The 25,511-nt window shown below is 65.8% G+C and carries 27 protein-coding genes; 13 read left to right on the top strand and 14 right to left on the bottom strand.

Annotation, left to right across the window (positions count from 1 at the left end; all coding sequences use genetic code 11):
• Positions 1-9 precede the first annotated feature (9 nt).
• Both QHC78_RS15170 and QHC78_RS15175 read right to left on the bottom strand, forming a co-directional pair.
• Positions 10-1,332, bottom strand: coding sequence for a Rieske 2Fe-2S domain-containing protein (locus QHC78_RS15170; RefSeq protein ID WP_319745973.1), 1,323 nt, complete (start codon positions 1,330-1,332; stop codon positions 10-12).
• Between the two features lie 12 nt (positions 1,333-1,344).
• Positions 1,345-2,358 (bottom strand): Bug family tripartite tricarboxylate transporter substrate binding protein, encoded by a 1,014-nt coding sequence (locus tag QHC78_RS15175; protein ID WP_319745974.1) that lies wholly within the window; start codon positions 2,356-2,358, stop codon positions 1,345-1,347.
• Between the two features lie 190 nt (positions 2,359-2,548).
• On the opposite strand from QHC78_RS15175, the gene QHC78_RS15180 reads away from it, so the two are divergent.
• A complete protein-coding gene (locus QHC78_RS15180; RefSeq protein WP_319745976.1) occupies positions 2,549-3,184 on the top strand; it encodes a MarR family winged helix-turn-helix transcriptional regulator in 636 nt (211 codons plus the stop codon).
• Between the two features lie 2 nt (positions 3,185-3,186).
• Here the strand turns inward: QHC78_RS15180 and QHC78_RS15185 are convergent, their stop codons facing one another.
• Positions 3,187-4,032 (bottom strand): IclR family transcriptional regulator, encoded by an 846-nt coding sequence (locus QHC78_RS15185; RefSeq protein WP_319745977.1) that lies wholly within the window; start codon positions 4,030-4,032, stop codon positions 3,187-3,189.
• Positions 4,033-4,251: 219 nt separating this feature from the next.
• On the opposite strand from QHC78_RS15185, the gene QHC78_RS15190 reads away from it, so the two are divergent.
• The 7 genes from QHC78_RS15190 to QHC78_RS15220 are packed head-to-tail and all read left to right on the top strand — an operon-like array spanning position 4,252 to position 11,017.
• Positions 4,252-5,229, top strand: a complete 978-nt coding sequence (locus QHC78_RS15190) for a tripartite tricarboxylate transporter substrate binding protein (RefSeq protein ID WP_319745979.1) — start codon at positions 4,252-4,254, stop codon at positions 5,227-5,229.
• Positions 5,230-5,248: 19 nt separating this feature from the next.
• Positions 5,249-6,454: a CaiB/BaiF CoA transferase family protein gene (locus tag QHC78_RS15195; protein ID WP_319745980.1), complete on the top strand. Its 1,206-nt coding sequence runs from the start codon at positions 5,249-5,251 to the stop codon at positions 6,452-6,454.
• A 52-nt stretch (positions 6,455-6,506) separates the two neighbouring features.
• On the top strand, positions 6,507-7,673 hold the full coding sequence (locus QHC78_RS15200; protein WP_319745983.1) for an acyl-CoA dehydrogenase family protein: 1,167 nt from the start codon (positions 6,507-6,509) through the stop codon (positions 7,671-7,673).
• An 11-nt stretch (positions 7,674-7,684) separates the two neighbouring features.
• Positions 7,685-8,461 (top strand): enoyl-CoA hydratase/isomerase family protein, encoded by a 777-nt coding sequence (locus tag QHC78_RS15205; protein WP_319745984.1) that lies wholly within the window; start codon positions 7,685-7,687, stop codon positions 8,459-8,461.
• Between the two features lie 17 nt (positions 8,462-8,478).
• Positions 8,479-9,615: a thiolase family protein gene (locus QHC78_RS15210; RefSeq protein WP_319745986.1), complete on the top strand. Its 1,137-nt coding sequence runs from the start codon at positions 8,479-8,481 to the stop codon at positions 9,613-9,615.
• Positions 9,616-9,617: 2 nt separating this feature from the next.
• On the top strand, positions 9,618-10,010 hold the full coding sequence (locus QHC78_RS15215; RefSeq protein ID WP_319745987.1) for a Zn-ribbon domain-containing OB-fold protein: 393 nt from the start codon (positions 9,618-9,620) through the stop codon (positions 10,008-10,010).
• 38 nt (positions 10,011-10,048) lie between these two features.
• Entirely contained in the window at positions 10,049-11,017 is a 969-nt protein-coding gene (locus QHC78_RS15220; protein ID WP_319745989.1) for a Bug family tripartite tricarboxylate transporter substrate binding protein, read from the top strand.
• 8 nt (positions 11,018-11,025) lie between these two features.
• On the opposite strand, the gene glmS is transcribed toward QHC78_RS15220, so the two are convergent.
• Positions 11,026-12,858, bottom strand: a complete 1,833-nt coding sequence (gene glmS / locus QHC78_RS15225; RefSeq protein WP_319745990.1) for a glutamine--fructose-6-phosphate transaminase (isomerizing) — start codon at positions 12,856-12,858, stop codon at positions 11,026-11,028.
• A gap of 166 nt (positions 12,859-13,024) precedes the next feature.
• On the opposite strand from glmS, the gene QHC78_RS15230 reads away from it, so the two are divergent.
• Positions 13,025-13,495 carry an Lrp/AsnC family transcriptional regulator gene (locus tag QHC78_RS15230; RefSeq protein ID WP_319745991.1) on the top strand — a complete coding sequence of 157 codons (471 nt, stop codon included), beginning with the start codon at positions 13,025-13,027 and terminating at the stop codon, positions 13,493-13,495.
• A gap of 8 nt (positions 13,496-13,503) precedes the next feature.
• Entirely contained in the window at positions 13,504-14,283 is a 780-nt protein-coding gene (locus QHC78_RS15235; protein ID WP_319745993.1) for an HpcH/HpaI aldolase family protein, read from the top strand.
• A gap of 20 nt (positions 14,284-14,303) precedes the next feature.
• Here QHC78_RS15235 and QHC78_RS15240 read toward each other — a convergent pair whose 3' ends face one another.
• The 5 genes from QHC78_RS15240 to QHC78_RS15260 are packed head-to-tail and all read right to left on the bottom strand — an operon-like array spanning position 14,304 to position 17,925.
• Positions 14,304-15,302, bottom strand: coding sequence for an aromatic ring-hydroxylating dioxygenase subunit alpha (locus QHC78_RS15240; RefSeq protein WP_319745994.1), 999 nt, complete (start codon positions 15,300-15,302; stop codon positions 14,304-14,306).
• A gap of 12 nt (positions 15,303-15,314) precedes the next feature.
• The gene (locus QHC78_RS15245) at positions 15,315-15,542 is read right to left on the bottom strand and encodes a recombinase-like helix-turn-helix domain-containing protein (protein WP_319745996.1); all 228 of its coding nucleotides are present in this window, start codon (positions 15,540-15,542) and stop codon (positions 15,315-15,317) included.
• Entirely contained in the window at positions 15,539-15,883 is a 345-nt protein-coding gene (locus tag QHC78_RS15250) for a hypothetical protein (protein ID WP_319745997.1), read from the bottom strand. Before QHC78_RS15250 ends, QHC78_RS15245 begins: the two co-directional genes overlap by 4 nt.
• Positions 15,884-15,899: 16 nt before the next feature.
• Entirely contained in the window at positions 15,900-16,937 is a 1,038-nt protein-coding gene (locus QHC78_RS15255) for a dihydroorotate dehydrogenase 2 (protein ID WP_319745999.1), read from the bottom strand.
• Between the two features lie 10 nt (positions 16,938-16,947).
• Entirely contained in the window at positions 16,948-17,925 is a 978-nt protein-coding gene (locus QHC78_RS15260; RefSeq protein WP_319746000.1) for a tripartite tricarboxylate transporter substrate-binding protein, read from the bottom strand.
• Between the two features lie 147 nt (positions 17,926-18,072).
• Between QHC78_RS15260 and QHC78_RS15265 the strand changes: the two genes are divergently transcribed.
• Positions 18,073-18,609 carry a MarR family winged helix-turn-helix transcriptional regulator gene (locus QHC78_RS15265; protein WP_319746002.1) on the top strand — a complete coding sequence of 179 codons (537 nt, stop codon included), beginning with the start codon at positions 18,073-18,075 and terminating at the stop codon, positions 18,607-18,609.
• A 48-nt stretch (positions 18,610-18,657) separates the two neighbouring features.
• Here the strand turns inward: QHC78_RS15265 and glmU are convergent, their stop codons facing one another.
• Positions 18,658-20,040: a bifunctional UDP-N-acetylglucosamine diphosphorylase/glucosamine-1-phosphate N-acetyltransferase GlmU gene (gene glmU, locus QHC78_RS15270; RefSeq protein WP_319746003.1), complete on the bottom strand. Its 1,383-nt coding sequence runs from the start codon at positions 20,038-20,040 to the stop codon at positions 18,658-18,660.
• 66 nt (positions 20,041-20,106) lie between these two features.
• Between glmU and QHC78_RS15275 the strand changes: the two genes are divergently transcribed.
• Positions 20,107-20,973 (top strand): DUF6279 family lipoprotein, encoded by an 867-nt coding sequence (locus tag QHC78_RS15275; protein ID WP_319746005.1) that lies wholly within the window; start codon positions 20,107-20,109, stop codon positions 20,971-20,973.
• A gap of 14 nt (positions 20,974-20,987) precedes the next feature.
• On the opposite strand, the gene QHC78_RS15280 is transcribed toward QHC78_RS15275, so the two are convergent.
• The 4 genes from QHC78_RS15280 to QHC78_RS15295 are packed head-to-tail and all read right to left on the bottom strand — an operon-like array spanning position 20,988 to position 24,589.
• On the bottom strand, positions 20,988-21,638 hold the full coding sequence (locus tag QHC78_RS15280; RefSeq protein WP_319746007.1) for a glutathione peroxidase: 651 nt from the start codon (positions 21,636-21,638) through the stop codon (positions 20,988-20,990).
• A gap of 28 nt (positions 21,639-21,666) precedes the next feature.
• The gene (locus tag QHC78_RS15285) at positions 21,667-22,854 is read right to left on the bottom strand and encodes an FIST signal transduction protein (RefSeq protein ID WP_319746008.1); all 1,188 of its coding nucleotides are present in this window, start codon (positions 22,852-22,854) and stop codon (positions 21,667-21,669) included.
• 2 nt (positions 22,855-22,856) lie between these two features.
• Positions 22,857-23,582, bottom strand: a complete 726-nt coding sequence (locus QHC78_RS15290; protein WP_319746011.1) for a PhaM family polyhydroxyalkanoate granule multifunctional regulatory protein — start codon at positions 23,580-23,582, stop codon at positions 22,857-22,859.
• Between the two features lie 23 nt (positions 23,583-23,605).
• Positions 23,606-24,589: a fumarylacetoacetate hydrolase family protein gene (locus QHC78_RS15295; protein ID WP_319746013.1), complete on the bottom strand. Its 984-nt coding sequence runs from the start codon at positions 24,587-24,589 to the stop codon at positions 23,606-23,608.
• 156 nt (positions 24,590-24,745) lie between these two features.
• On the opposite strand from QHC78_RS15295, the gene QHC78_RS15300 reads away from it, so the two are divergent.
• The gene (locus QHC78_RS15300) at positions 24,746-25,486 is read left to right on the top strand and encodes a DUF3108 domain-containing protein (protein WP_319746015.1); all 741 of its coding nucleotides are present in this window, start codon (positions 24,746-24,748) and stop codon (positions 25,484-25,486) included.
• The last annotated feature ends 25 nt before the right edge of the window (positions 25,487-25,511 follow it).

Consider the following 25,511-nt stretch of genomic DNA (forward strand, 5'->3'; position numbering starts at 1 on the left):
GTTCGCCGGCTACCGGGTGCCGGTCTGGTAGTTGCTATCGAGCTGGGCCGAGGCCGGAGCATCTTCCCAGACATAACTGGTCCGGTACTCGCGCCAGTCGATGGACTTGGGAACGATAGCCTGGAACGAGCAGACCTCCTTCGGAATGGCATTCTGGCCCAGGCCCACGGGTTCTTCGCCCGCGCCGAACTTGTCCAGCGCATCCAGCATGCGGCGGCGGAATTCGACGATGGCCAGGTCGCTGGTTCCCAGGCGTTCTTCCGAGCGGTCGGCAATCGCGCCCATGGTCACCCACATCGCGATGTCCTGGTTGGGGAAGCCTTTGATGCCCGTGAAGTTACCGGCCTTCATGGCCTGGCGATCCTGCCAGAAGCGGTTCTCGTGGTTGCGGTGGGGCCGGTAGCGCTCGTCCACGTCCGGGCCGACCTGGGCGCGCAGGAACTTGCGCCAGGTCTCGGTATCCGGCGTTTTCGCCGGATGGCCCCAGGCCAGGAAATAGAAGGCCGTGTTCGTGTCGTCCATGGGCACGTTCACGTTGGCCACGTTATAGAGATTGTTGGGCGGCACCAGCACGGTGAACGGCGCGACGAATACCGTCGTGCGCACATAGTCCTGTGTCTCGGGCTCGAAGATCGGACGCCGGATGGCGGCATAGCGAAAACCGTAGGGCGTGCGCTCCACCTGCAGCCGCGGCGCCTTGTCGGTGGACGGGCGCAGCCAGTTCTTGTCGGTTGCCTCGGCGCCGGTGACCTTGGCCGGCACGAAGTCCGACGAATGCAGGCTGGAGCTGTGCGCCGAATCGATCGCGCCTTCCAGGATCTGCGCCCAGTTACAGGGCAGCAGGATCTTGGCGATGCTGACCTTGGCGTCCTTGGTCGGCGCCCAGGGCGGCGGCACGAACTCGGGCGCTTCTTCCTCCTTGCCCAGGAAGACCCATACCATGCCGCCCCACTCGCGCGTGGGGTAGGCCGTGGTGCGCACCTTCGAGGCCATGGGGCTAGCCTCGGGTTCGGACGCCATCTCCAGGACCCGGCCCTGCACGTCCATCTTCCAGCCGTGGTAGAGGCAGCGCAGCCCGCCTTCCTCGTTGCGCCCGTAGACCAGCGACACCCGGCGATGCGGGCACTTCTCGTCCAGCGCGCCGATGCGGCCTTCGCTGTCGCGGAAAACGACCAGGTCCTGGCCCAGTACCCGCGCATGCACCGGGTCGCCGTCCGGTTCGGCCACTTCTTCGAGCAGGCATAGCGGGAGCCAGAATTTGCGCATCAGCGCGCCCATGGGCGCGTCGCCTTCCACCCGGCACAATCGCTCGTTCTTTTCAGGGGTCAACATACTGCTTCTCCTTCAATTCTCCGCCTTGATGCCGGCGGCCTTGATCGGGACGGCATAGCGGCGGGCTTCATCATCGATGGCACGTGCGTATTCTTCGGCGGAGCCGCCGACGGGTTCGATCCCCAGGCCCTGCAGCTGCTTGATGACCTCGGGCTTCTTCACCGCCTTGGCGACCTCCGCGCTGACCTTCTGCACGATCGCGTCGGGGGTCCCGGCCGGCGCCAGCACGCCCACGGTCACCGCGAAGTTGAAATCGGGAATGATTTCCGAGACGGCCGGGATGTCCGGGGCCAGCGAGGAGCGCTTGAGCGAGTTCGTCGCGAGGATCTTGGCCTGGCCTTTCTGGGCAAAGCCCGACAAGGACGGCAGCGCGGCGACCACGAGATCTACCTGCTTGCCTACCAGCGCCGGCACGGCCTGGCCGGACCCGCGGAAGGGCACATGGTCGAGCCGCAGGTTCAGCGCGCTTTTCATGGCTTCCATCGTCAGGTGGTGGCTGCTGCCGACCCCGGAAGACCCATAGGTGAATCCCGTAGGTGTTTTCTTGGCCAGTTCCACGAACTCTTTCAGCGTATTGGCCGGGAAGTCCGGGCGCGCGGCGATGAACAGCGGCGAGGTCGCCACCAGCGATACCGGCACGAAATCGCGCTTGGGCTCGTACGCGAGGTCTTTATAAAGCGAGGGGTTGATGGACATCATCGAGCCGTCCGTCACCAGGAAGGTGTAGCCGTCGCGCGGGCTGCCCATCAGCGTCTGGGCGGCCACGACGCCGTTGGCGCCAGGCTTGTTCTCGACCACGAACGACTTGCCCAGGCTTTCGGTAAGGCGTTGGCCGATCACGCGCGCCACCGTGTCCGGCAGACCGCCGGTGGCGTAGGGAACGATGAAGCGGACAGGCCGCGAGGGATAGTCGGCGATGTCTTCCGCGGCGGCCAGCGCTGGCGCACAGCCCAGCAAGGCAGCCATGCCCGCGCGGGCGAGAAGGGTGGTCGTGCCCCGGGTGAGGCGGCAAGTGCGAGGATTCATGGATCGTCTCCTTTGATGGACCGCGCCTTGTCTTGGCGCGTGGCGCTCCAGGCCGGCCGGGAAAAGCGGCACAATTGGCCTTTTTGTTAGAGCTCTAAGATAATAATATTAAAGCTCTAAGTATTTTTCAAGCCCGGCCGCCGCAGGCCGCGCGAGTATCATTGGCTCGAGCAGAGGCCCCTGGACAGCGATGAGTTCTCCCGAAGACACCCGAAAGATCCTCGAGCATTGGCAAAGCGCAGCCCCCAATGACCGCCTGGCCCACCTCGTCAAGGATGCGACGCGCGCCTTCGTGCGGGCGCTGCAGATGAGGTTGAACGAACGCCACGTATCGTTCGGCCACTGGGCGTTCCTGCGCATACTGTGGGTGCAGGACGGACTCACCCAGCGCGAGCTCAGCGAAGAGGCGGGCGTGATGGAGCCCACCACCTACAGCGCCCTCAAGGCCATGGAAGCGCTGGGCTATGTCGAGCGCAAGCATCTGCCGGGCAACAAGAAGAACGTGCATGTCTATCTCACGCCGAAGGGGCGGGCGCTCGAGCGGGTCTTGATCCCGCTGGCCGAGGAAGTGAACCGGATAGGCGTGCGCGGCCTCACCGCCGACGAAGTCGTGGTGGCGCGCAAGGTCCTGCTGGGCATCATCGAGAACCTGGCGGAAGACGAAGCGATGGCCGAAGAGCGCAGCCTGCGCATTCCGTCGACGCGGGAATTGTCGCGGCGCGTGTCGGAGCAGGCGGCGCGGCAAAAAAGTCGCGCTGCGCGGATCAAGTCCCCGGATACGGCGGGTGCTTCGGCCAGGAAGAAGGTGGCGGGCCAGGAAGTGTGAAGTCAGCCCTCGTTGAAGGCCCCGCTACTGCTCAGCACCTCGCTGATCTGGGCCGCCGTGTTCATCACGATGGCGGCCAATGACTCCAGCTGTTCCGGCGGCATACGCTCGGTCGGTCCGCTGATCCCGACGGCGGCCACGGCCGCGGTGTCGCTGGACAGTATCGGCGCCGAGACTGAATTGACGTTGACCCGCCAGCCGCTGATGGACGTCGCATAGCCGCGGCGGCGTATCTCTTCCAGTTCCGACAGGACATCGTCCACGGCCAGCCCCGCCGCCTGGGGGTGGGTCCGGATCACTTCGGCGACGATCTCGCGCGCATCCGGCCGGTACGCCAGAAGCGCCTTGCCGGACGCCGGGAAGATGGCGGGAATCCGGCCGCCCGCCTGGGTGGTGGCACGCAGCGGAAAGTTGGAGTTGATCGACTCCAGGTACAGGATATCGGTCCCCACCAGTACGGAAAGGTGCACGTTCTCGTGGTGCTGTTGCTGCAGCATGCGCATGAATGGCAGGGCGACGCGCTTGATCACGTTGCGGCCGGCCACCTTCATGCCGAACTCCCAGGTCTTGAGCGTGGGGGAGTAGCGGCTGGTCTCGGGATGCTGCTGCACGTACCCCAGGACCTTGAGCGTCCGCAGCAGCCGGTGGACGTTGCTTTTCTGCAGGCCGAGCTGCTGCGCGATGGCCGATACCCCGAGCGGCTGTTCGGAGCTGGCAAGCAGTTCCATCAAAGAAAACACCTTGACGATGGTCCGGTCCAGGACGGGCGGGCGGCCCGCAGACGCGGATGCGTCCGGCCCGATCGATGGCGTATCACCGCTGGGGGGGGAAGCGGCTCGTTGCTTCAACTCTTTCCTCTCATGGGTCTGTTGCTGCCTGGCTTGTTGGCGCAGCCATAGTACCTGCCGGAAAAGCGTTATGCGGGACGCGCTATCTAGGGAAAATACTTAGACAGGTGTTCTAAAAATCGGGAGTTGCATCCGTTAGTATGTATACGTTATTCTAAATAATAGAACGATGTACATAATAAAGGAACGACCGCCGCGACACGGTGGAGAGGAGGCCCGATGACAAGCAATGTGGCAGGCAAGGTGGCCGCGGCGTTGATGACGCTGCTTTTTGCCTGGTGGGCGGCACCGGCCGCCGCCGACTATCCGGAGCGTCCCATCACGCTCATCGTTCCCTATCCTCCCGGCGCGTCGACGGACAGCCTGGCGCGCGTGACGGCAACCGAACTGGGCAAGGTGCTGGGCCAGACCATCGTGGTGGAAAACCGCCCGGGGGGAGAGACCACCATCGCCACGCTGGCGGTCAAGCGGGCACGGGCCGATGGCTATACCCTCATGTTCCACACTGGCAGCCTGATGACGGCGCTCTATGCGCTCAAGCATCCCGGCTACGCCTTGCAGGACTTCGTGCCGGTAAGCCCGCTCACCAAGACGCCTTTTGTGCTGACGGTGCCCGCCGGGGTGCCCTCGGCCAACCTGGACGGGTTCCTGACATACGCCCGGGCGCACCAGGCAAGCATGAATCACGGCACGCTCGGCGGCGGCGCCAGCATCTACAAGGTCATGGGCGACGCTCTCGCGTCGGCAGCCGGCATCAAGTGGACCGACATTCCCTACAAGGGAGGCATGGAAGGCATACAAGCCGTCCTCTCCGGCGAGATCCAGGCCTACTTCGCCACGGTGTCGCTGGCGGTATCGCAACGGCGCCAGCCGGGCCTGAAGCTGCTGGCAGTCACTGACCGGCAGCGCAGCCTCTACTTGCCCGACATCCCGACCTTTGCCGAACTGGGCTACCCGGACGTACAGGGCAGCAGCCTCTATGGGCTGTATGTACGCGCCGAGACGCCGGAGCCCATCCAGCGGACGCTGGAGCAGGCAATGAAGAAGGTGCTGGCGTCCGATGCGATGAAGTCCAGCATCGCGTCGCTATCCCTCGAACCCTATCAAGGCTCTCTTGCCGACTATGCCAAGGAAGTGCGGGAGACCGCCGACAAGTTCAGCCGGGACGCCGCGCGCCTGGGACTGGAACGCCGATAAACCTAGAACGGAATCCTTCATGAGCAGTCTGGCTGTACCGCCGCTTGCCGGGGTCGTGGTCCTGGACCTGACCCAGATCTACAACGGACCCTATGCCACGTTCCTGCTGGCCCAGGCCGGCGCGACCGTGATCAAGATCGAGCCGCCCGACGGCGAACACTTGCGCCGGCGCCCCCGCTCGCCGGGCGTGGCCGAGCCGTTCGCGGTGCTCAACGCCAACAAGAAAAGCATCGCGATGAACCTGCGGCAGCCTGGCGCGCGCCGGGCCTTGCTGCGCATGGCGGCAGGCGCCGACGTGATCGTCGAGAACTTCGCGCCGGGAGTGATGGACCGCCTGGGCCTGGATCGCGACACCCTGCGGCAGGCGAATCCCCGGCTCATCATCGCCAGCAGTTCGGGCTACGGCAGCACCGGACCCTATCGCGACTACCCTGCGATGGACCTGACCGTGCAGGCCATGTCAGGCGTGATGAGCGTCACCGGCATGCCAGACGGACCGCCGCTGAAGGCAGGGCCGGCGGTGTGCGACTTCTTCGCAGGCGTGCACCTTTATGGCGGCATCGTTACCGCGCTGTATGAACGGGCGCGGACCGGCCATGCCGCTACGGTGGAAGTTTCCATGCTGAGCTCCGTCTATCCCAGCCTGCTGTCCAGCCTGGGCCTGCATCGCCGGGGCGACCGCAGTTGCAAGCGGACCGGCAACCGGCACGGCGGCCTGACCATGGCGCCGTACAACGTCTATCCGGCAGCCGATGGCGCAATCGCCATCCTCACGGTCAGCGACGCGCATTGGACGTCGCTGGCCCAGGCCCTGGATTGCGAGCAGTGGCTGGCTGACCCGCGCTTTGCGACGCGTGCGGCGCGGATCGCCCACATGGACGAACTGGACCACGAGTTGGGCCGGATCACCGGCCGCATGGACCGGGACCGGCTGTTCGACCTGCTGGTGCGCCATAGGGTGCCGTGCGCGCCGGTGCGCGAGCTCGACGAAGTCGTGCACGACCCGCATCTGCATGCGACCGGGATGCTGAAGTGGGTCCGGCACCCTGCCTATGGCGAGGTCCTCGCGCATGGCAGCCCGCTGGTCTTCGACGGACATGAAACGCCGGCCTATCGCCCCAGTCCTGCCCTGGGCAGCGATACGCGCGACATCCTGCACGACATGTTCGGCATGTCGGCCGACGACATCCAGGCCTTGGAAGCGGATGGAGCGTTCGGTCCCTGATCCGGCTGAATTCATCTGAATTCACACATCCTGATTACATGAGGAGCTATTGATGACGACCCACACTGCCGGTTTGCCGGAAGAGATGCTGCAGATACGCGAGACGACGCGGCGCTTCATGCGCGAACAAGTGCGGCCGGCCGAAGAGAAGGTGCCGCATGATGCCTATTCGCTGCCCCCGGAACTGCTCAAACCCCTGCAGGAGCAGGCCAAGCGGATGGGACTGTGGGCGGTGCGCGCACCTGCCGAGTATGGCGGCGGCGGCATGAGCCTGCTCGCGACGGCGGTCATTGCTGAAGAAACGGCGCGTTGCCGCATGGGGGCTTATGTGCCGGCTTGCGGCGCGGTGGGTTCCAATCCTCCCGCGCCCATCCTGCTCGGCACGCGGGAGCAGATCGAGAAGTTCGCGGTTCCGGCTATCCGCGACGGAAAAAAGGCGTTCGTGGCCATTAGCGAGGCTTCCGGCGGATCGGACCCGGCCCGCTCCATCCGCACGCGTGCGGTGCGCAAGGGAGACCGCTATATTCTCAATGGCGCCAAGATGTGGATCACCGGCGCCGCCGATGCCGACTGGGGCCTGGTATTCGCGCGCACCGGCGAGCAGGGACAGCGCAACGGCATCACCTGCTTCATCATCGAGGGCAAGCCCAAGGGCATGACGTGCCGCGAGATTCCGGTCATCCGCTCGTGGTCGCCCTATGAGGTCAGCCTGGAAGACGTGGAAGTCCCCGTCGAGCACCGGCTGGGCGAGGAGGGCCAGGGCTTTGCGCTGTGCGAGAAGTGGCTGGTGGAGGGCCGCGTGCCGTATGCCGCCGGCACCATAGGCATTGCGCAGGAGGCCTTGCAAATCGCCATCGACTGGGCCAAGGAGCGCGAGCTATTCCGTACCAAGCTTGCCGAGAAGCAGGCCATCCAGTGGATGATCGCCGATAGCGAGATGGAGCTGCGCCAGGCGCGCCTGCTGGTCCTGGAAGCGGCGCAGCGGGGCGACGCCGGGCTCAACTTCAAGACCGAAGCCTCGATCGCCAAGGTGGTCGCCACCGAGACCGCCGGCCGGGTGGTCGACCGCTGCATCCAGATCCTGGGCGGCATGGGCGTCTCGAAAGAGCTGCCGCTGGAGCGCTGGTACCGGGAGCTGCGCATCAAGCGCATCGGCGAAGGACCATCCGAAGTGCACCGCATGGTGCTCGCCCGCGAACTTCTCAGCCTCGGCCGATAGGAGGGCGCGCCATGTCCATCGATCTCGACGTGCACGGGGGCGGTATTGCCCTGATCACCATCAACCGTCCTGAAAAGCGCAACGCGCTCGACGCCGAGCACTATGCCGGGTTGTCGCGATGCTGGGAAACCGTGCGCGACGATCCCGCGATCCGGGTCGCCATCATCACGGGCGCTGGTGACAAGGCCTTCAGCTCGGGCGCCGACCTCAAGACCTTCATCGGCCGGGAAGCGGAGCTTGCCGACCTGTGGCTGACCCAGAAAGGCCAGCTGCTGAACCGGGGGCTGGAAATCTGGAAGCCCGTCATTGCGGCAGTCAATGGCTACTGCCTGGCCGGCGGCATGACGCTGATGCTTGCCACCGACATACGGATAGCCGTCCCCCACGCCACGTTCGGCCTGGCCGAAGTCAAGCGGGGAATCATCGCGGCAAACGGGGGAACGCAACGAACGGCGGCCCAGCTTCCGTACGCCGTAGCCATGGAGCTATTGCTGACGGGGGACAGCATCGATGCCCAGACGGCCGAGCGCTGGGGCCTGGTGAACCGCATCGTGCCGCCCGAGCGTCTGCTGGACGAGGCCATGGCGTTCGCCCGCCGCATCGCCGCCAATGCGCCGCTCGCGGTACAGGCGGCCAAGGAGCTGGCGGTACGGGCGCCGGAGATGGGCCTGACCATGGGGCTGCGCATGGAGCAGTTCGTCAACAAGGTACTGTCGGGCACGGCCGACGTACGGGAAGGCAAGGCCGCGTTCGCCGACAAGCGCGCACCCCGGTTCACCGGGCGCTGAGACATCGGAGCATCGTCATGCATACAGCAAGCATGCGCGGCCGTTATGTCATCGCGGGCATCGGCCATACCGGCTACGGCAAGCTGGGAATGGACACGGTCACCTTGAACACGATCGCGTGCAGCCGCGCGCTGCAGGACGCCGGCGTGGACAAGGACAGGGTGGACGGCTTGTTCCTCAAGACGCCGACCTCTTCGCGGGAGCTGCTGTACGGCCAGAAGGTGGCCGAGGCCCTGGGCCTGCAGCCGCGTTGGGGCGGGGCCTGGGACCAGGGCGGCGCGGCGAACATCACGCTTATCAACATCGCCATGATGGCCATCGAAACAGGGCAGTGCGACATCGCCCTGGTGTCGTACGCCGACAATCCGCGCAGCGGATCGCGCCAGGTCTATGCCCGGCCGCGCGGCAACGACGCGCCCTATGGATGGTTCTCGACCGCGGCCGGCTATGGAATGATCCAGCGGCGGCACATGGCGGAGTACGGCACCCCGCCCGAAGCTTTCGCCGCTGTCGCGATGGCGGCAAGAAAGCATGGGGCCGGCAATCCCGGTGCCCAGCTCCGCAAGGCCATCAGCTACGACGATTATCTGAACTCTCCATGGGTGGTCGAACCCTTGCGCCGCGACGACTGCTGCCTGGTGTCGGACGGCGCGGCAGCCGTGGTGGTCATGAGCGCCCGCCGCGCGGCGGAGCTCCAAGTGCCGCAGCCCGTGCCTATTCTCGGCATAGGGGGCGCGCAGACTTCCTACGATCTACCGCTGCGCGATTCATTGACGACCACGGAAGCCGTGCGCGCGGGCAAACAGGCCTTCGAGATGGCGGGCCTGGGGCCCGAGGACGTGGATGTGGCGCAGATCTACGACTGCTTCACCATCACCGTCCTCATGACGCTGGAGGATTACGGTTTCTGTACCAAGGGGCAGGTGGCCGACTTCGTGCGCGACGGACAGATCGAATTCGGCGGCCGCCTGCCGGTCAACACGAGCGGCGGCCTGCTTTCCGAGACCGGCATGCCCGGCATGCAGCTGGTGCTGGAAGGGGTGCGCCAGATACGGGGTACGGCAAGGCTGCAGGTACCCCATGCGGACGTGGCGCTGGTCAGCAACCAGGGCGGTGTCATGCATACCCACTCCACTTTGATCCTGGGCAATTGACCATGGCTACGGAACTCATTCCCGTCTATGACGCCGTCAACACCACCTACTGGGACGAGATCAAGCAGGGCCGGCTCGTCTATCAATACTGCTCGTGCGGCCATGCCTGGCTGCCTCCGCGCGCGCTCTGCCCGAAGTGCCTCGGCACGGACTGGACCTGGAAGCAGGCGAGCGGCAATGGAGAGCTGGTCAGCTGGGTGGTCTATCACGTTGCCTACCATCCGGAGTTCAAGAACCGCCTGCCCTACAACGTTGCCATCGTGGCGTTGGAGGAGGGGCCGCGGCTGATCACCAACATCGTCGGCGGCCAGGACCGGCTCGCCGTCGGCGCACCCGTCAGGCTGGCGATCGATACCACGCGCGAGGTGCCGCTTGCGCAGTTCGAGCTGGCCTAGCACACATACCCATACCGAGAACCACCCAGGAGGAGACCATGGGAAAAATAGCGAAGTTGTTCATGGGGGCCATGCTTGCCCTCGCCGTCACGGCGCAGGCAGGGGCCGCGACCTATCCCGACAAGCCGATACGGCTGATCATTCCGTATGCGGCGGGCGGCACGACCGACATACTGGGCCGCGTCGTGGGCGAGAAACTTTCGGTCCTGCTCGGCCAACCGGTCGTGGTCGAGAACAAGCCCGGCGCCAACTCCATGATAGGCACGGCCCAGGTGGCCCGCGCGCCGCACGACGGCTACACGCTGCTGCTGACCGCGAACTCGGTCATCCTCAATGAGTTCCTGTACGAGAAGCCGACCTATAACGCCATGACCGACCTGACGCCGGTCGCGCTGGTCGCCTCCACGCCGTACTTCGTCATCGTCAATGGCCAGTTGCCGGTGCATTCGGTGGCGGACCTGATCAAGCTGGCGAAACAGCGGCCGGGCGAAATCGCGTTCGGGTCCTCCGGCAAAGGCGGCACGCCCCACCTGGTGGGCGAGTTGTTCCAGGCCGCCACGGGCACCGAGCTGCTGCACGTGCCATACAAGGGGACGGGACCCGCGGTGGTCGACCTGGCAGCCGGACAGGTGCAGGTCATGTTCGTCGGCTTGCCGGCCACTGCCCCGTATATCCAGAAGGGCACGCTGCGGTTGCTGGCAACTGCGGAGGCCGAGCGTTCGGTGTTCAAGCCCGACCTGCCTACCGTCAAGGAGGCGGGCTTCGACGGCGTGTCGGCGTCGAACTGGTTCGGTATCCTGGGGCCTGCCGGGCTGCCCCCAGCGGTGGTCGACCGCATTGCCACAGCCATGGCCACCATCGCCAAGACCGATGCTTTCAAGGACGAGATGGCCAAGCTGGGCGCCGAGCCGCTGGTGAAAACGCCCGCGGAGTTCGCCGCGCTTTACCAGGCAGACCGGGCACGCTGGCAAAAACTGATCGGCACCAACAAGGAAAAGTTCAACTGAGGCCCGCCTTACTCCACCGTTACGCTCTTGGCGAGGTTGCGCGGCTTGTCCACGTCGGTGCCGCGCGCGCAAGCCGTGTGATACGCCAGCAGTTGCATCGGCACCACGTGCAGGATGGGCGAGAGCCAGCCGTAGTGCTCCGGCATGCGGATGACGTGCACGCCCGGTTCGGTGCGGATGTTGCTGCCGGCGTCGGCGAACACGTAAAGGTGGCCGCCGCGTGCCCGCACTTCCTGCATGTTGGACTGCAGCTTCTTGAGCAGGGCGTCCTGCGGGGCCACCGTGATGACGGGCATCTGGTCGGTGACCAGCGCGAGCGGGCCATGCTTGAGCTCCCCGGCCGGGTAGGCCTCGGCGTGTATGTAGCTGATTTCCTTGAGCTTGAGGGCGCCTTCCAGCGCGATCGGGTAGTGCATGCCGCGGCCGAGGAACAAGGCGTTTTCCTTGCGCACGAATTCTTCGGCCCAGGAAATGATCTGCGGCTCGAGTGCCAGTACCGCCTGGATGGCGACGGGCAAGTGGCGGAGCGAACGGATGTGGTCAGCTTCCTGGTCTTCGCTTAGCCGGCCTCGCATCTTTGCCAAGGTCAGTGTCAACAGGAAGAGGCCGGCGAGCTGGGTCGTAAAGGCCTTGGTCGAGGCGACACCGATTTCCACTCCCGCGCGCGTGACGAAGGCCAGCTTGCACTCGCGCACCATGGCGCTGGTCGCGACGTTGCAGATGGTCAGCGTCTGCGTCATTCCCTGCTGTTGCGCATGTTTGAGCGCGGCCAGCGTATCGGCGGTCTCGCCGGATTGGGAAATCGTCACGACCAGGGTGCGCGGGTTGGGCACGCTGGTCCGGTAGCGGTACTCGCTGGCGATTTCCACGGCGACCGGGATCTGCGCGATGGCTTCGATCCAGTACTTCGCAGTGAGGCCGGCGTAGTAGCTCGTGCCGCACGCCAGGATCAGCAGCGAATCGACACCCGCGAAAATTCCCGCCGCTTCGGGGCCGAACAGCTCGGGGCCTACGGTTTCCACGTCTTGCAGCGTGTCGCCGATGGCGCGCGGCTGCTCGAAGATCTCTTTCTGCATGTAGTGCCGGTAGGGGCCGAGCTCGGCCTCCGCGGTATGGGCCACTACGGTGCGCGCCGGCCGCTCGACCGGCTGGCCTTCGCCATCGACGATCCACACCCGGCCCAGCTGCAGGTCGACCACGTCGCCATCTTCGAGGTAGACGATGTTGCTGGTCGTGCCAGTCAGCGCCAGTGCGTCGGAGGCCAGGAAGTTCTCGCCTTCGCCCAGGCCCACGATGAGCGGCGAGCCGTGGCGGGCACCGACCACGCGATGCGGTTCGTCGCGGCAGAACGCGGCGATGGCGTAGGCGCCTTGCAGGCGCTTGACGGTCTGCTGAACGGCGGCGAACAGGTCGCCGTCGTAGAGGTGGTTGAGCAGGTGGGCGATGACTTCGGTGTCGGTCTGGCTCTCGAATTCATAGCCGAATCCCTGCAGCTCCGCGCGCAGTTCTTCGTAGTTTTCGATGATGCCGTTGTGCACCAGGGCCACCCGGCCGCGGCCGCTGCGGTCGGCCGAGAAATGCGGGTGCGCATTATTGGTGGCGGGCGCGCCGTGGGTCGCCCACCGGGTATGCGCGATGCCGGTGAAGCCGGCGAGTTTTTCGCTGGCGACCAGCGATTCGAGCTCCGCCACGCGCGAGGTGCTGCGGGTCCGCCGCAGTTCGCCATCCAGGTGGACGGCGACGCCGCAGGAGTCATAGCCCCGATATTCCAGGCGTTTCAGGCCTTCGATCAGGACGGGAACGATGTTGCGTTGCGCGACGGCGCCGACAATGCCACACATGATGGTTTGCTCTTTCGGGAAAGGTTCGCCAAATTCTGGCGCTTTGCCAGGGAAATGTAATTGCTATTCCCACATTAGTTTTGTCAAAAATTTCATTTCTTTGAAAGATAGAATTTTTTGTGAAAAAATGACGGCTGATAGTTCATATATTTCAGAGCGTGTTGGCATGACGGCTTCCCTTGCCCTGGACGAACTGGACCGGCGCATCCTTTCCGTACTGCAGAACGATGCCACCCTGACCAACCAGGAATTGGCGGCCCGGGTCCACGTGTCGCCGCCTACTTGCCTGCGGCGCGTGAGGCGGCTGGTGGAGCAGGGCGTGATCGAAAAGCAGGTCGCCATTGTCTCGCCCGAAAAGGTCGGCGCAGGCCTGACCGGCATCATCGAAGTGACGCTGGACGTCCAGGCAGCCGAACGGCTGGCCGAATTCGAGGCGGCGATGGCGGCCGAGCCCGCGGTTACCCAGTGCTACCGCGTATCGACCGGCCCGGATTTCGTGCTGGTGGTGCAGGTCCCCGACATGGCGGCCTATCACGCGCTCGTGCATCGGGCCTTTACCGCTCAGGGCAATGTGCGCAACGTCCGGACGTTTTTCTCGGTGCACCGGAGCAAGTTCGATACACGTGTGCCGATCTGAGGTGGATCATGGATCTTCAAGAAAACCGCTTTCTGCAAAAGCTTTCGCGCTCCAGTGCCCAACTGGGTTTGTGGCTGACGTTGACCGACCCCAATGTGGCCGAAGCCCTGGCGGGGACAGGCTTCGACTGGCTGTTGATCGACACCGAGCATGCGCCGAACGACGTGCGTTCGGTACTGGCGCAGTTGCGCGCGATCGGCAGCGCGGGTCCGGCGCCGGTCGTGCGCCTGCTGCAGGCCGACTACAGCACGATGAAGCAGTATCTCGACATAGGGGTGCAAACCGTGCTGGCGCCGATGATCGAATCGGCCGGTCAGGCGCAGGAGATGGGACGCGCCATGCGCTATCCCCCCGGCGGCACGCGCGGCATGGGGGCCGCGCTGGCGCGAGCGTCGAAGTGGGGGCAGGTGGCCGACTATACGCGCGCCGCCAACGCGCAGATGTGTTTCCTGGCGCAGATAGAAAGCCTGCAGGGGGTGGCGAATCTGGAGGCAATCGCCGCGGTGCCCGAGCTCGACGGGGTGCTGTTCGGTCCCGCCGACCTGGCGGCCTCCATGGGCCTGATTCACGACCTCGGTCACCCCTCGGTGGATGAGGTGATCTTGAAGTCCATCGCCGTCGTCCGCCGCGCCGGGAAGGCCGCCGGCGTGATCGCCCGCGATGCGGCAGCGGCCGAACGCTATGTGCAGGCCGGTGCCAACTTCATCTCGGTCGGTTTCGACAGCCGCCTGCTGGTAGCGGCCGCCGCCGAGCTGGCGCGGCGCCACCGTGCGGGGCTGGCAGGGTAATAAGCCCGGCCTGCCTGCCCTCATCCCGCCGCGAGCCGCTGCTGCGCGAGTTGCCGCAGGTGGCGGCGCAGGCGCACCAGGCCGAGGTCGTGATCGTACAGGCTCTCGCGTTGGTTGGCGGCGGGGTCCATTTTTTCCAGCAGCGCGCGGTCCTGCTCCAGCACGCCCCAATGCAGCGCTTCCAGCTTGGCCTTGAACAGGAACTGCCAGGCGCTGCGCTGCCAGCCCGAGACCTTGCGGCAGCGCCAGTGGACGACGGCCGACAGGTTGTCCGAGATCGGCGTGAAGCTGCCGATGATGGTGAAGGGCCCGCCGGGCCCGGCCGTTTTGGGATAGGGGATGGACAGGCGCTGCCAATGGAAGCCGGTGTCCCCGAATTCGGCCCAGTCGAAGTTCACATTCTGCTGGTTGGTCTTCTCGAATATGAAGCCGGTGTCGGTATCGCGCAGCCGGAACTTCGCTTCGATAGTCCCTTGGAACATGGAGTGCGACTGCTTGTGCACGAAGGTGCCGTGCATCGGGTCCATCACGTTGTCCTGGATATAGCGATAGTCGGTGCGCCATTCGGCATAGCAGGGAAAGGCCGCGTATTCGTCCGACTCCAGCTCTTCAGGCAGCCGCAAGGGGGGAGGCGTATCCGTGGGCCGGGCGTGGTTGAAGATGAACACGTATCCGGCGCGCTCCTGCACGTGAAAGGCACGGGCGGCGCGGCTGCCTTCCAGCTTGCATCCCGGCGAACCGGGCACCTTGACGACCATTCCGTCGCTGCGGACCTCCACGCCATGGTACGGACAGGCGATGCGGTCGTTCAGCACGATGCCAGCCGACAGCGGCGCGCCGCGGTGCGGGCAATGATCTTCCAGGGCATGCAGCCGGCCGCCGCCATCCCGCCACAGCACCAGCTTGATGCCAAGGCGGCGCAGCGAGACGGGCGTCTCGGCGATGAAGGTGCTCGGGCATATCGGAAACCAAAGATCCTTCAGCCCCGTCTTCAGGTACTCGTCGATGTGGTCGCTCATGATGTCGGTTGGCTATATCGCCGCCAGGCGGTCCAGTTCCTGGCGCAGATTGCTTTCGGTCCAGCCTTCCGCAAACGGTGCGGACGGTCCGTGTTCAGCCAGGTGGCGGACCAGCCCGGCCAGGTCTTCGACGCCCGAGCCGAAGGCAGCGCACAGCGCATCGGCCAGCAGGCTTTCGTAGTGGGTCGGTGGGCGCGACAAGGTCTGGTGCGCGCTCAAGTAGCAGGCGTGCTCCATCATTGCCCCCCTGCCAGCACGCGCTGCTTGATGCGTTCGCGTACCGGGACGAAGTCGTAGGAAGGATGGACCTCGACCTTGAACACGCCCCAGGCGCGCCGTTCCAGCTCGACGTTTACTTCGGCGAGCCGGTGCGCAGGCACTTCGAGAATGCAGATCTGGGCGAATCCCATGACGACCTCCCACGAGACGATCTTCACGCCTGGCGGCGGGAAGTCGAACCACCAGTTGGAGGCCTTGAGCCGGCTTTGCACGTCATCGAGGACGAGTCCCGCATGGTGCTTGAGCAACAGCGTGATCCGGACGGTCGATTGCGGATCGGTAGGCGTGGTGTCTGTATGCATGGCGTTGTGCTCGGGTTCACGAGGAAAGGTGAGGGCCGATGTCGGCAATCGAACGCAGCTTGTGCCGGTCCAGTTGCTCGATCAGTTCCGCCTGGATCTGGCGGGGCATGCGCCAGCCGCGATAGACGAGGCCCGTGAGAACGTCCACCGAACTGGCGCCGGCGGCCAGGGCGCGGAAGACGTCTTCGCCGGTGGAGATCCCGCCGTTGGCCTTGATGGCGATGCGGCCGCGCGTAATGTGCGCCAGGTCCCTGACGGTTTCTATGGTTTTATCCAGGGCCATCCTGCCGCTGTTCTGGCCATAACCGATCGAGAGCCGGTCGGTCGCGACCCGCCAGGTGCCGGGCATCGTGATGCCGTCCACGCCGTAGTGCGCAGCGACTTCGGCCAGTTCGAGCCGGTCCTGGCGTTCTTTTTCGTTGTTGTAGGCCAGCAGCTTGACGAACAGCGGCTTGCTGCGGGTCTTGGCGACTTTGCCGAGCAACTGTTCCAGGGGCCGCCGGGTGTTGAATTCGCCGTGGTCATCGCGATTGTTCGGACATTGCGTACCGATTTCGACGGCCGATACGAACGGCTCTATCCTGGCCAGCGTCGCGGCATAGGTATCGACGTCCGGACAATCGATATTGGCGATGACCGGGACCTTCCGCGGGCCCCGGCTCCAGCGCTCGAGGCGGGCCAGGCAGCGTTGCAGGCCGTGGCTGGGCAGGCCGTAGCAATTGAGCAGGGACTCTTCTTTTTCCAGGCGCAGCAGGCGCGGCTTGGGATTGCCTGTCCTGGGCGCCGGAAGGATGGAGCCGACGATGATGTAGCCCAAGCCGAGCTGCGAGAGGCCGGCCAGCGCTTCGGCGTTCTTGTCGAAGCCCGCGGACAGGCCGATGGGATTGTCCACGGTCAGTCCGCCCAGGCGGCAGCGCAGACGAGGCGATGCCGGACCCGCGCCGGCAAGCGCGGCCCACGGCGCGCCGACCTTCAGCGTAGCCTTGGCCAGGTCGTGGGCCGCTTCCGGCGGCAGCCGGAACAGCAAGGGACGGATGAAATTCGTGTAGAGCATGTCCGGCCCGTTACTGCGGTTGATAGTTCAGGCTTTTGACTACCGCGCGCCACGTGGCGGCTTCCGCTTTGAGCAGGTCGGCGACCTGGCCCGGCTGCCTGAAGTGCACGCTCCAGCCGCGTTCGGCGAAGGGCTGGATGAGGGTGGGATCTTTCAGCGCCACCTGGATGGCCTGGGCCAGTTCGCGCTGCCTGTCGACGGGCGTGCCCTTGGGCAGGAAGACGCCATACCATTCTTCGCCGCCCACCACCTTCAGCCCCGCTTCCTGGAAGGTGGGGACGTCGGGCAGGAGCGGCGAGCGGGCATTGCCGCCGACGGCCAGGATGCGGAGCTTGCCGGCGCGGTGATATTCGATCAGGTCGGCAATGGGGTTGACCGCGGCGGGAATGTGGCCCCCGAGGACGTCCGCGACCATGGGTGCCGTGCCTTTATAGACAATGGGCGTGACGGGCAGCCCCAGCCCGTGCATGATGGTCATGCCCAGGAAGTGCGGTCCGCTGCCGTCGGCCGGTGATCCCAGGGACGACCGCTTGGCGGCGTCGGCTGCGACCCAGGCCTTGAACTCCTGGATGTTGCGCACCGGGACGTTGGCATTGGCAAACAGCGCGGACTGCACGTCGATGAGCGTGGTCACCGGCACGAAGTCGGTCATGGGGTCATAGCCCAGGTCTTTATAGGTGGACGGATACAGGGTCATGATCGATCCCGGGGCAATGAAGACGGTATTGCCATCCGCCCGCGCACTCTTGACATGTTCGGCGGCAATCCGGGAGCCGGCGCCCGCGCGGTTCTCGACCACGACCGTCCTGCCCGTCTGTTGCTGCACGCGCTGGGCCACTGCGCGCGCCACCGCATCGACCCCGCCCCCGGCGGGAAAGCCCACGACGAAGCGGACCAGCGGACCGCCGCCCGATTGAGCGTATGCCGACGCCATGCCCAGGCTGGCGCAGAGCGCGCCCAGGCATGCAATGTTCTTCAGAAACTTCATGGTGCTACTCCCGTGTCGCCTGGGCGGCCTTGATCAACTATTGGAATATCAATTTTGATTTGTCAAAATAGTGTTTCCAATTAGGGTAAGCGCGTAGTGCGCTTTACAATGCCCCGGCAAACGACACGAAGCGGAGAAGGCAGATCGATGTCTGGCAAGTCAAAGAAGCATGCTTTCGATCCCGGGCTCGAATGCCCTTGGGTAGACCTATCCAAGGACGGCGGCAGCCTGAACGTCTACAACTTTCCGACAACGCTGATGAGCATGGTCGGCGCAGTGCTGCGGCGTGAAATCACCGTTCCCTATATCGAGGCCGAGGGCCTGACGGTACCGGAATGGAAGATCCTGTCGGTGCTGGAGCCGGGCGTGATCCGTTCGTTCGCCGAGATCGAAGTGTTGTCCTGCACCGACAAGGCCCTGGTGAGCCGGACGCTGCGTCGTCTTGAAGCGCGTAACCTGGTCATGATCAAGGACCGGGGCAATGTCGGCCGCAAGAAGCTGACCAGCATGATCACGGCGGAAGGAACGCGGGTGGTCGAACGCGTGCTCGCGGTGGCGCGGAAGATGCAGGCCGAGCTGCTGCTGATGCTGGACGAGGACGAGCGCAAGGCCGTCTATCGCGCGTTCCAGGTGTGGCACAAAGCCTATACCGGCAGCTATACGCCGACGGCGGGCGAGCACTGATTCACCCATCCCCGGCCTGCCAAGGCCGGGGAATTTTGATCAGTCAATTTACTTTTTCTTGACCGGACGCTGCCAGCTTTCCACGGTGGTCTGCCGGGGGCGGGACAGCGTGAGCTTGCCGGCGGGCGCATCGCGGGTAAGGGTGGTGCCGGCGCCCAGGGTGGCGCCCTTGCCGACGGTGACGGGCGCCACGAGCTGCGTGTCCGAACCGATGAAGGCGTCGTCCTCGATGACGGTACGGAATTTGTTGGCGCCGTCGTAGTTGCAGGTAATGGTCCCGGCGCCGATATTGACCCGTGCGCCGACGGTCGCGTCGCCGACGTAGCTCAGGTGATTGGCCTTGGAGCCGGCATCGAAGCTGCTGTTCTTGATTTCGACGAAGTTGCCGACGTGGGTTTCGTTGCCCAGCTCGGTTCCCGGGCGCAGACGGGCGTAGGGTCCGATGCGTGCATCTTCGCCTATGCTGGCGCCGTCCAGGTGGCTGAAGGCCGAGATGCGGGTGCCCCGGCCGACGCGCACGTCGCGCAGCACGCAATGAGGGCCCACGGAGACGCCGTCGGCCAGTTCCACCGTTCCCTCGAACACGCAGCCGACGTCGATGAAAACGTCGCGGCCGCAGGTCAGCGTGCCGCGTACGTCGAAGCGGGACGGATCGGCCAGCGTAACGCCCGCTTCCAGCTGGCGCTCCGCCTGGGCGCGCTGGAAGATGCGTTCGAGCTCGGCTTGCTGGCTGCGGCTGTTCACGCCCAGCGTTTCCCAGTCGTGGTCCGGGGATGCGGCCAGGACCGGCGCGCCATCGGCCACCGCCATGGCAATGATGTCGGTCAGGTAGTACTCGCCTTGCGCGTTGTCGTTCCTGAGCGCCGACAGCCACCGTTTGAGGGCGGCGGTGGGTACCGCCAGGATGCCGGTGTTGACCTCGCGTATGGCCAACTCGCTGGCCGAGGCGTCCTTGTGTTCGACCACCCGGTCTATCGACCCGGCCGCGTTGCGGACGATGCGGCCGTAGCCCGTGGCGTCCGGCAGTTCGACCGTCAGTACGGCCACCGCCCCCGGCTGGGACGCGCGGGCGTCGAGCAGGCGCTTGAGCGTGGCGCTCCCCACCAGGGGAACGTCGCCGTAAAGCACCAGTGTGACGCCGTCGCCGGTGTCGCTGCCCGCCAGTTCCGGCACCGCTTGTTGCACAGCGTGCCCCGTTCCCAACTGCGGTTGTTGTAAAACGAATCGCAAGTCGGTGTCGCCCGCATAATGGCGCTTGACCGCTTCCGCGCCGTGGCCCACCACGACGATGATGCGGGCCGGGTCCAGCGCCCGTGCGGCGCCGAGTACGTGAGTAAGCATGGGGCGGCCGGCCAGCCCGTGCAAGACCTTGGGCAGGTCGGACTTCATGCGCTTGCCCATGCCGGCGGCCAGGATCACGATGTTGAGCATTGCGACACGACTCCGGTTGGAGAATGGTGAAAGCGTGGCAGTTTAAGGCAGCTTCGAGACGAACACATGATGCGAAGTGTATTGATCGTTGTCATGCTGGGCTTGCTGGCCGCCTGCAGCGGCGTGAGGCTGGGCTACAACAGCGCCGATAAGCTGCTGGCCTATCGCCTGGAAGACTGGTTCGGCCTGCCCGAGGCCATGCGGGAACCCGCGCGGGAACGCCTGCGCCGTGTCCTCGCCTGGCACCGGAGCGAGGAATTGCCGCGCTATGCCCGCCTTTTGGCCCAGGCCGAGCAGCGGTTGGCCGAGTCCGCGCCCCTGCGCGCGGCGGAGCTGCTGGATTTGCAACAACAAGTGTCCGAGCGACTGCTGCGGCTGGGAGACCGGGTGGCGGACGGTTTCGCGGACATCCTGGTGCAGCTCGGGCCGGCCCAGCGGACGCGCCTGCTGGCGCGCCTGGAGGAGGACAACGAGGAGTTCCGCGAGGAGTACCTCGAGGCGGATCCGGCCCGGATACGCCAGCGCCGCATCGATCGCCTGGTGGATCGCTATGCGTTCTGGCTCGGTCCGCTGGCGCCCTCGCAGCGGGACCGCATCGAGCAATGGGTGGATGCGGGGAGCTCGGACGCGGCTTCGTGGCTGGGACGGCGGCAGGAGCGCCAACGCGTCTTTGTCGGCATTGTGGATGCCGCGATCCGGGACCGGTCGGCGCCGCAGACAGCTGCCAGGTTGCGCGCGTTCTTCGCCGAGCTGGATCGGCCCGCCGCCACGCAGGTCCGTACGCGCCACGAAGACGGGATGCATGCCCGGGCCCAATTGACGGCCGATCTGTTCAACCTGGCAACCGCGGCCCAGCGGGAAAGGGCGCGGGAACGCCTGCGCGCGCTGGCGGCCGACTTCCTGGCGCTGTCGAAACAGCGCGCCGCATCGTAGGTGGGCCGTCGGACTCAGCCGGCCAGCAGTTTTTCTATTGCCCGGGTCAGGCGCGTGTCGGTAGGTTCGACCGCGCTCGGGAACGCCGCTATCGGCTTGCCATTGCGGTCGATGAGGTACTTGTGGAAGTTCCATTTCGGCGCCTGCCCCGTCGCCTTGGCCAGTGTGGCGAACAGCGGATTGGCCTGGGCGCCCGAGACCACCGACTTCGAGAAGATCGGGAACTTGACGCCGTAGGTGTTGAAGCAGAGGTCGGCGATCTGTTCCTTGCTGCCTGGCTCCTGCTGGCCGAAATCGTTGGAGGGGAAGGCCAGCACGACCAGCCCGCGGTCGCGGTAGCGGGAATAGATCTTCTCCAGCCCTTCATACTGGCGCGTGTAGCCGCAATAGCTGGCGGTATTGACCACCAGCAGGACTTTGCCGCGGTACTGGCAAAGATTCTGCGGAGATTCGTCCTGCAGCCTGGGGAAGCTCACGTCGAGCAGCGCCGGGCAGCTGGCAGCCGGGCCCGCGCCAGCTGGGGAGCCGCCGGCCGGATCGGCTGCGCGGGCGGGAGAGGGCTGGACCGCCCATGCCGCTGCCGCGAGGGCGGCGGCCAGCGCAAAGGCCGGCCCTTGCCATGAGCTTCGTACCGGGCGGGACAGGACGCGGTGGGATGGCTTCATGATGAGACTCCCGATGGGTGCGGCGTGGTCAGAGGAAGACGGCCAGTACGCCCGCATACCAATATAGCCGGTCTTTGCAGATCTCGCCGTTGGCATAAAGGCCGATCAACGGCAGGTCGCCCAATTGCTGCTGGACGAGCTGCATTTCGGCCGACGGACCGCCGAACAACGTGCCGGTGCGCCCTAGACAGGAAATGTAGAGGGCGCCGCGGACGCGCTCCATGCCGCCATGCCGGGATTCGATGTGCTCGCGCAACGCGGTGCAGGTGCGGACCAGGTCGGCTTGCGCCGCCGCGCGGTCGCGCCGGCAGAAGACCACGTGGTCGGCGGACTCCAGGTCGGTCCCGATGGCCAGGGCGCGTTCATGCGGATCGACCCCGATCAACGGGCGGACGAGGTAGTCGCCGTGCATGAAGGCGTCGCCCGTGCCCATGCCGACGAAGGTTCCCTGCAGCAGGACCGCGGCGAGGTTGGCAGGCGCGTCGCCGGAGGCAGGCCGCCGTTGGCGGATGTCGGCCGGCATGCCCATGTCGTGCAGCAGCACGTCCAGTGCCGGTTCGCCGTCGAGGCGGTTCAGGCGATGCCCCGTGGATTCCGTGATGCGGTGGACCGGCCCGATGGGCTGGCAGCTTTGGCTGACGCGGCTCACGACGGTGACGTTTTCCGACAGCACCACGCCCGACAAGCCGCCGGAGAGCACCGTATCGGCAATCATGGTCTGCGGATGCCGGCTGCTCGAGACGCCGCCGAAGACGGCGGCGCCCGCGAGCTTGCCTTGCATGTCGTGGATCAGGTCAGGCAGGTCGGGGGTCGCCGCATCGGCATGGACCAGCGCGGTCCAGGCGGCGCGGCGGCCGTCGGGTGTCCGTGCCGTCCGGTCGGGCGGACGCGCGGCGCCGGAGAACACCTGGAAGTCGTCGGGCGGGAAGTCGGCCAGCATGAGCGCCATGGCCGGTTCGTCGATGTATTCGGCCATGCCGGCCGCAATGCCCACGCCGATGGCGCCGGTCCAATGGGTGACGCCGGTGCGGTCGCGCAGGAAGGCCAGTATGTCGGCCGCGTCGCCGGCGTGGTGGTCCGTCAAGTAGAGGAAGCCAAGCGTGGCACCGGCACCCGCGCCGACGCGGCTGGCCCGTTCTATCTGAGCCAGGCAGAGCGCAGCCGACATCCGCCAGTCCGGATGGGTGGCATGGGCCCAGGGGAACTGCCGGCTCATGGCTAGGCCTTGGGCTTGGGGCTGCGCCGGCCATTAGCGGTGCGCTTGGCCGCCGCTTTGCGCGTGTTCGATGGGGCCCGGGCCGTTTTCTTGTTTTGCGGGGCGGGCGCCGGGTCGGCGGGCCGCGGCGCGCCCGGCATCGACGATGCGGCTGCGGCCATGCGCTGGAACTGGTCCTGCAGCAGATTCCACCACAGGCCGGCGGCGGACGGGTCCGGCTGCCGCGTGCCCGCGGCAGCCGACTCATCCTGTTCGCCGGAGGACGCGCCTTGCTTTTCTGCCTGCGTGCCTGCTGCGTCGGCCGCTGCGTCGCCGGCCGGGGGGCGACGCAAGCCCAGCGCGACTTCCAGGGGCGAGGGCGGGGCTGCGGGGGCGCTCGTGTCTCCCTGGGCAACGTTTGCGGTCTGGACGAAGGAGCGCAGCGTCGAGATGGTCGCACGCTGCACTTCCAGGCCCTGTATGCTCCCGCGCAACATGGCCAGGTTCAGGTTCAGCCAGTTCTCGATGGCGCGCAGGTCGGTGATGCGCCGGTCGAGCTCGTCCAGCCCCATGGAAGGCGAAACCGGCGCGGTCTGGGACAGCGTGGTCAGGCTGTTCCAGACCTGCCGCATCATCTCCATGCTCTGCAGCACGGGATTGGCGATGTTGGCGTCGCCGCCGGGAAGCTGCATGCCCGGAATGCCGAACGGATTGCCGGGGCCCGAAGCGTTGGCGGATTGAGAAGCCATGGCAGTTTCCTTGGTCGGGAGCGCTATGCGGGCGCGGCGACGACCTGCTCGATGGCGCCGAACAGGCTGGCGCCCGCCTGGTCGAACATCTCGATCCGGATAGTGTCGCCGAATTTCATGAACTCGGTGCTGGCCGAGCCGCTGGCGATGATTTCGCGGCACCGCTGTTCGGCGATGCACGCGTAGCCGGCGTCAGGGTCCTTGTTGGAAATAGTACCCGAGCCGACGATACTTCCCGCGCGGCAGTTGCGGGTCTTGCAGATATGCGAAATGAGGCGCGGGAAATTGAACACCATATCGGTGCCGGCGTGAGGGCGGCCGACGACCTTGCCGTTCCAGGTGACCACCAGCGGCAGGTGCACCATGCCGTCGCGCCAGGCCTCGCCCAGTTCGTCGGGCGTGACGGCCACCGGCGAGAAAGACGTAGCCGGCTTGCTTTGGAAGAAGCCGAAGCCCTTGGCCAGTTCGTTCGGAATCAGGTTGCGCAGCGACACGTCGTTGGCCAGCATGACGAGCCGGATGGCGTCGGCTGCTTCGGCCGGCGTCGCGCCCATGGACACATCGCCCGTGATGACCGCCACCTCGCCTTCGAAGTCGATGCCGAACGCTTCGGCGCCGCATACGATGTCGTCGGTGGGGCCGAGGAAATCGTCGCTGCCGCCCTGGTACATCAGCGGGTCGGTCCAGAAGGTTTCGGGCATCTCGGCGTTGCGCGCCTTGCGCACCAGTTCGACGTGGTTGACGTAGGCCGAGCCGTCCGCCCATTGGTAGGCGCGCGGCAGGGGCGCCGCGCAGCGCTCCGGCGAAAACTCGAAGGGCCGGGGCGCCCGGCCGGCGTTCAGCGCGTCATACAGGTCCTGCAATTGCGGCGCAATGAAGTTCCAGTCGTCCAGCGCCCGCTGGAGGGTGGGGGCGATCTCCGTGGCGAAATGGGCGTACTGCAGATCCCGCGACACAACGGTCAACTGGCCGTCGCGCGAGCCGTCGCGATAGGTGGCAAGTTTCATGGCTACCGAAAAGAAATACGATGCCAAACAGTAACATGACGCGGAACGGGCCAGCCCTGGAAGCGTAGCAGTCGCTAACAGCCGGGCAGGCCGCCTCCGGTACGATAGAGGACGTCATCGTATCGAAGCCCGGCGTCCAGGCCGGCAAGGTCCATCATGCATGCCTCTTTCCGTCCCGCCCGCCGCGCGTTCCTCCATGGCTGCGCCGCTCTTGCGCTTGCCGCGGGCGCGCTGCCGCTTCAGGCCGCCGAGCGCTATTCGCCGCCTGCCTCCGCGGTGCTGACCTACAAGCTCAACGCCTCGGCCAAAGGTTTCAAGATCAATGTCGACAGCACGCTGGAGTGGCTGCGCACCGGTAGCGACTACAAACTGGTGAACCGCGGCAGCTTCATGTTCTTCAGCTTCGTCTGGGAAAGCACCGGCAAGGTCGGCGCCGGCGGTTTGCAGCCGGTCCGCTACCAGGAAACGCGCAACAAGCGCGTCAAGACCGCCGAGTTCGACGCCGCGGGGGGACGCCTGCGCCTGCCCAGCGGCGACGAGGAAACCTTGGAGCCCGGCACCCAGGACCGCATGTCGGTGCTGCTGCAGCTGGCCGCCATCGGGCGGGCCGATGCCGGCGCGTTCGCGGCGGGCAAGGTGCTGCCGTTCCGGGTGGCCGGATCCAGCCGGTCCGACAACTGGCGTTTCCGGGTCGTAGGCAAGGAGACGCTGTCCACGCCCATGGGCAATATGGAAGCCGTGCACCTCGTGCGTGAGCGCGATCACGACGATGGCCAGAAGGTCGAGGTCTGGCTGGCGCCCGGCCACGATTGGCTGCCAGTGCGGGTGTTGTCGAACGAAGCCGACGGCGATTTCCTCGACCAGGTCGTGGCGAAGATCGAACGGCCGGCAAGCTAGCCCATCCAACGTTGCTGCCGCTGTT

The organism is Pigmentiphaga sp. (genome assembly GCF_033795525.1).
Classification (GTDB): domain Bacteria; phylum Pseudomonadota; class Gammaproteobacteria; order Burkholderiales; family Burkholderiaceae_B; genus Pigmentiphaga.

What these genes read in the sequence shown, in the direction of transcription:
- QHC78_RS15255 (WP_319745999.1), bottom strand. Translation starts at nt 16,937, where the DNA reads ATGCTCTACACGAATTTCATCCGTCCCTTGCTGTTCCGGCTGCCGCCG.
- QHC78_RS15180 (WP_319745976.1), top strand. Translation starts at nt 2,549, where the DNA reads ATGAGTTCTCCCGAAGACACCCGAAAGATCCTCGAGCATTGGCAAAGC.
- QHC78_RS15190 (WP_319745979.1), top strand. Translation starts at nt 4,252, where the DNA reads ATGACAAGCAATGTGGCAGGCAAGGTGGCCGCGGCGTTGATGACGCTG.
- QHC78_RS15265 (WP_319746002.1), top strand. Translation starts at nt 18,073, where the DNA reads ATGTCTGGCAAGTCAAAGAAGCATGCTTTCGATCCCGGGCTCGAATGC.
- QHC78_RS15175 (WP_319745974.1), bottom strand. Translation starts at nt 2,358, where the DNA reads ATGAATCCTCGCACTTGCCGCCTCACCCGGGGCACGACCACCCTTCTC.
- QHC78_RS15235 (WP_319745993.1), top strand. Translation starts at nt 13,504, where the DNA reads ATGGATCTTCAAGAAAACCGCTTTCTGCAAAAGCTTTCGCGCTCCAGT.
- QHC78_RS15260 (WP_319746000.1), bottom strand. Translation starts at nt 17,925, where the DNA reads ATGAAGTTTCTGAAGAACATTGCATGCCTGGGCGCGCTCTGCGCCAGC.
- QHC78_RS15275 (WP_319746005.1), top strand. Translation starts at nt 20,107, where the DNA reads ATGATGCGAAGTGTATTGATCGTTGTCATGCTGGGCTTGCTGGCCGCC.
- QHC78_RS15245 (WP_319745996.1), bottom strand. Translation starts at nt 15,542, where the DNA reads ATGATGGAGCACGCCTGCTACTTGAGCGCGCACCAGACCTTGTCGCGC.
- QHC78_RS15200 (WP_319745983.1), top strand. Translation starts at nt 6,507, where the DNA reads ATGACGACCCACACTGCCGGTTTGCCGGAAGAGATGCTGCAGATACGC.
- QHC78_RS15170 (WP_319745973.1), bottom strand. Translation starts at nt 1,332, where the DNA reads ATGTTGACCCCTGAAAAGAACGAGCGATTGTGCCGGGTGGAAGGCGAC.
- QHC78_RS15215 (WP_319745987.1), top strand. Translation starts at nt 9,618, where the DNA reads ATGGCTACGGAACTCATTCCCGTCTATGACGCCGTCAACACCACCTAC.
- glmU (WP_319746003.1), bottom strand. Translation starts at nt 20,040, where the DNA reads ATGCTCAACATCGTGATCCTGGCCGCCGGCATGGGCAAGCGCATGAAG.
- QHC78_RS15205 (WP_319745984.1), top strand. Translation starts at nt 7,685, where the DNA reads ATGTCCATCGATCTCGACGTGCACGGGGGCGGTATTGCCCTGATCACC.
- QHC78_RS15230 (WP_319745991.1), top strand. Translation starts at nt 13,025, where the DNA reads ATGACGGCTTCCCTTGCCCTGGACGAACTGGACCGGCGCATCCTTTCC.
- QHC78_RS15290 (WP_319746011.1), bottom strand. Translation starts at nt 23,582, where the DNA reads ATGGCTTCTCAATCCGCCAACGCTTCGGGCCCCGGCAATCCGTTCGGC.
- QHC78_RS15280 (WP_319746007.1), bottom strand. Translation starts at nt 21,638, where the DNA reads ATGAAGCCATCCCACCGCGTCCTGTCCCGCCCGGTACGAAGCTCATGG.
- QHC78_RS15210 (WP_319745986.1), top strand. Translation starts at nt 8,479, where the DNA reads ATGCATACAGCAAGCATGCGCGGCCGTTATGTCATCGCGGGCATCGGC.
- QHC78_RS15300 (WP_319746015.1), top strand. Translation starts at nt 24,746, where the DNA reads ATGCATGCCTCTTTCCGTCCCGCCCGCCGCGCGTTCCTCCATGGCTGC.
- glmS (WP_319745990.1), bottom strand. Translation starts at nt 12,858, where the DNA reads ATGTGTGGCATTGTCGGCGCCGTCGCGCAACGCAACATCGTTCCCGTC.
- QHC78_RS15285 (WP_319746008.1), bottom strand. Translation starts at nt 22,854, where the DNA reads ATGAGCCGGCAGTTCCCCTGGGCCCATGCCACCCATCCGGACTGGCGG.
- QHC78_RS15220 (WP_319745989.1), top strand. Translation starts at nt 10,049, where the DNA reads ATGGGAAAAATAGCGAAGTTGTTCATGGGGGCCATGCTTGCCCTCGCC.
- QHC78_RS15240 (WP_319745994.1), bottom strand. Translation starts at nt 15,302, where the DNA reads ATGAGCGACCACATCGACGAGTACCTGAAGACGGGGCTGAAGGATCTT.
- QHC78_RS15295 (WP_319746013.1), bottom strand. Translation starts at nt 24,589, where the DNA reads ATGAAACTTGCCACCTATCGCGACGGCTCGCGCGACGGCCAGTTGACC.
- QHC78_RS15250 (WP_319745997.1), bottom strand. Translation starts at nt 15,883, where the DNA reads ATGCATACAGACACCACGCCTACCGATCCGCAATCGACCGTCCGGATC.
- QHC78_RS15195 (WP_319745980.1), top strand. Translation starts at nt 5,249, where the DNA reads ATGAGCAGTCTGGCTGTACCGCCGCTTGCCGGGGTCGTGGTCCTGGAC.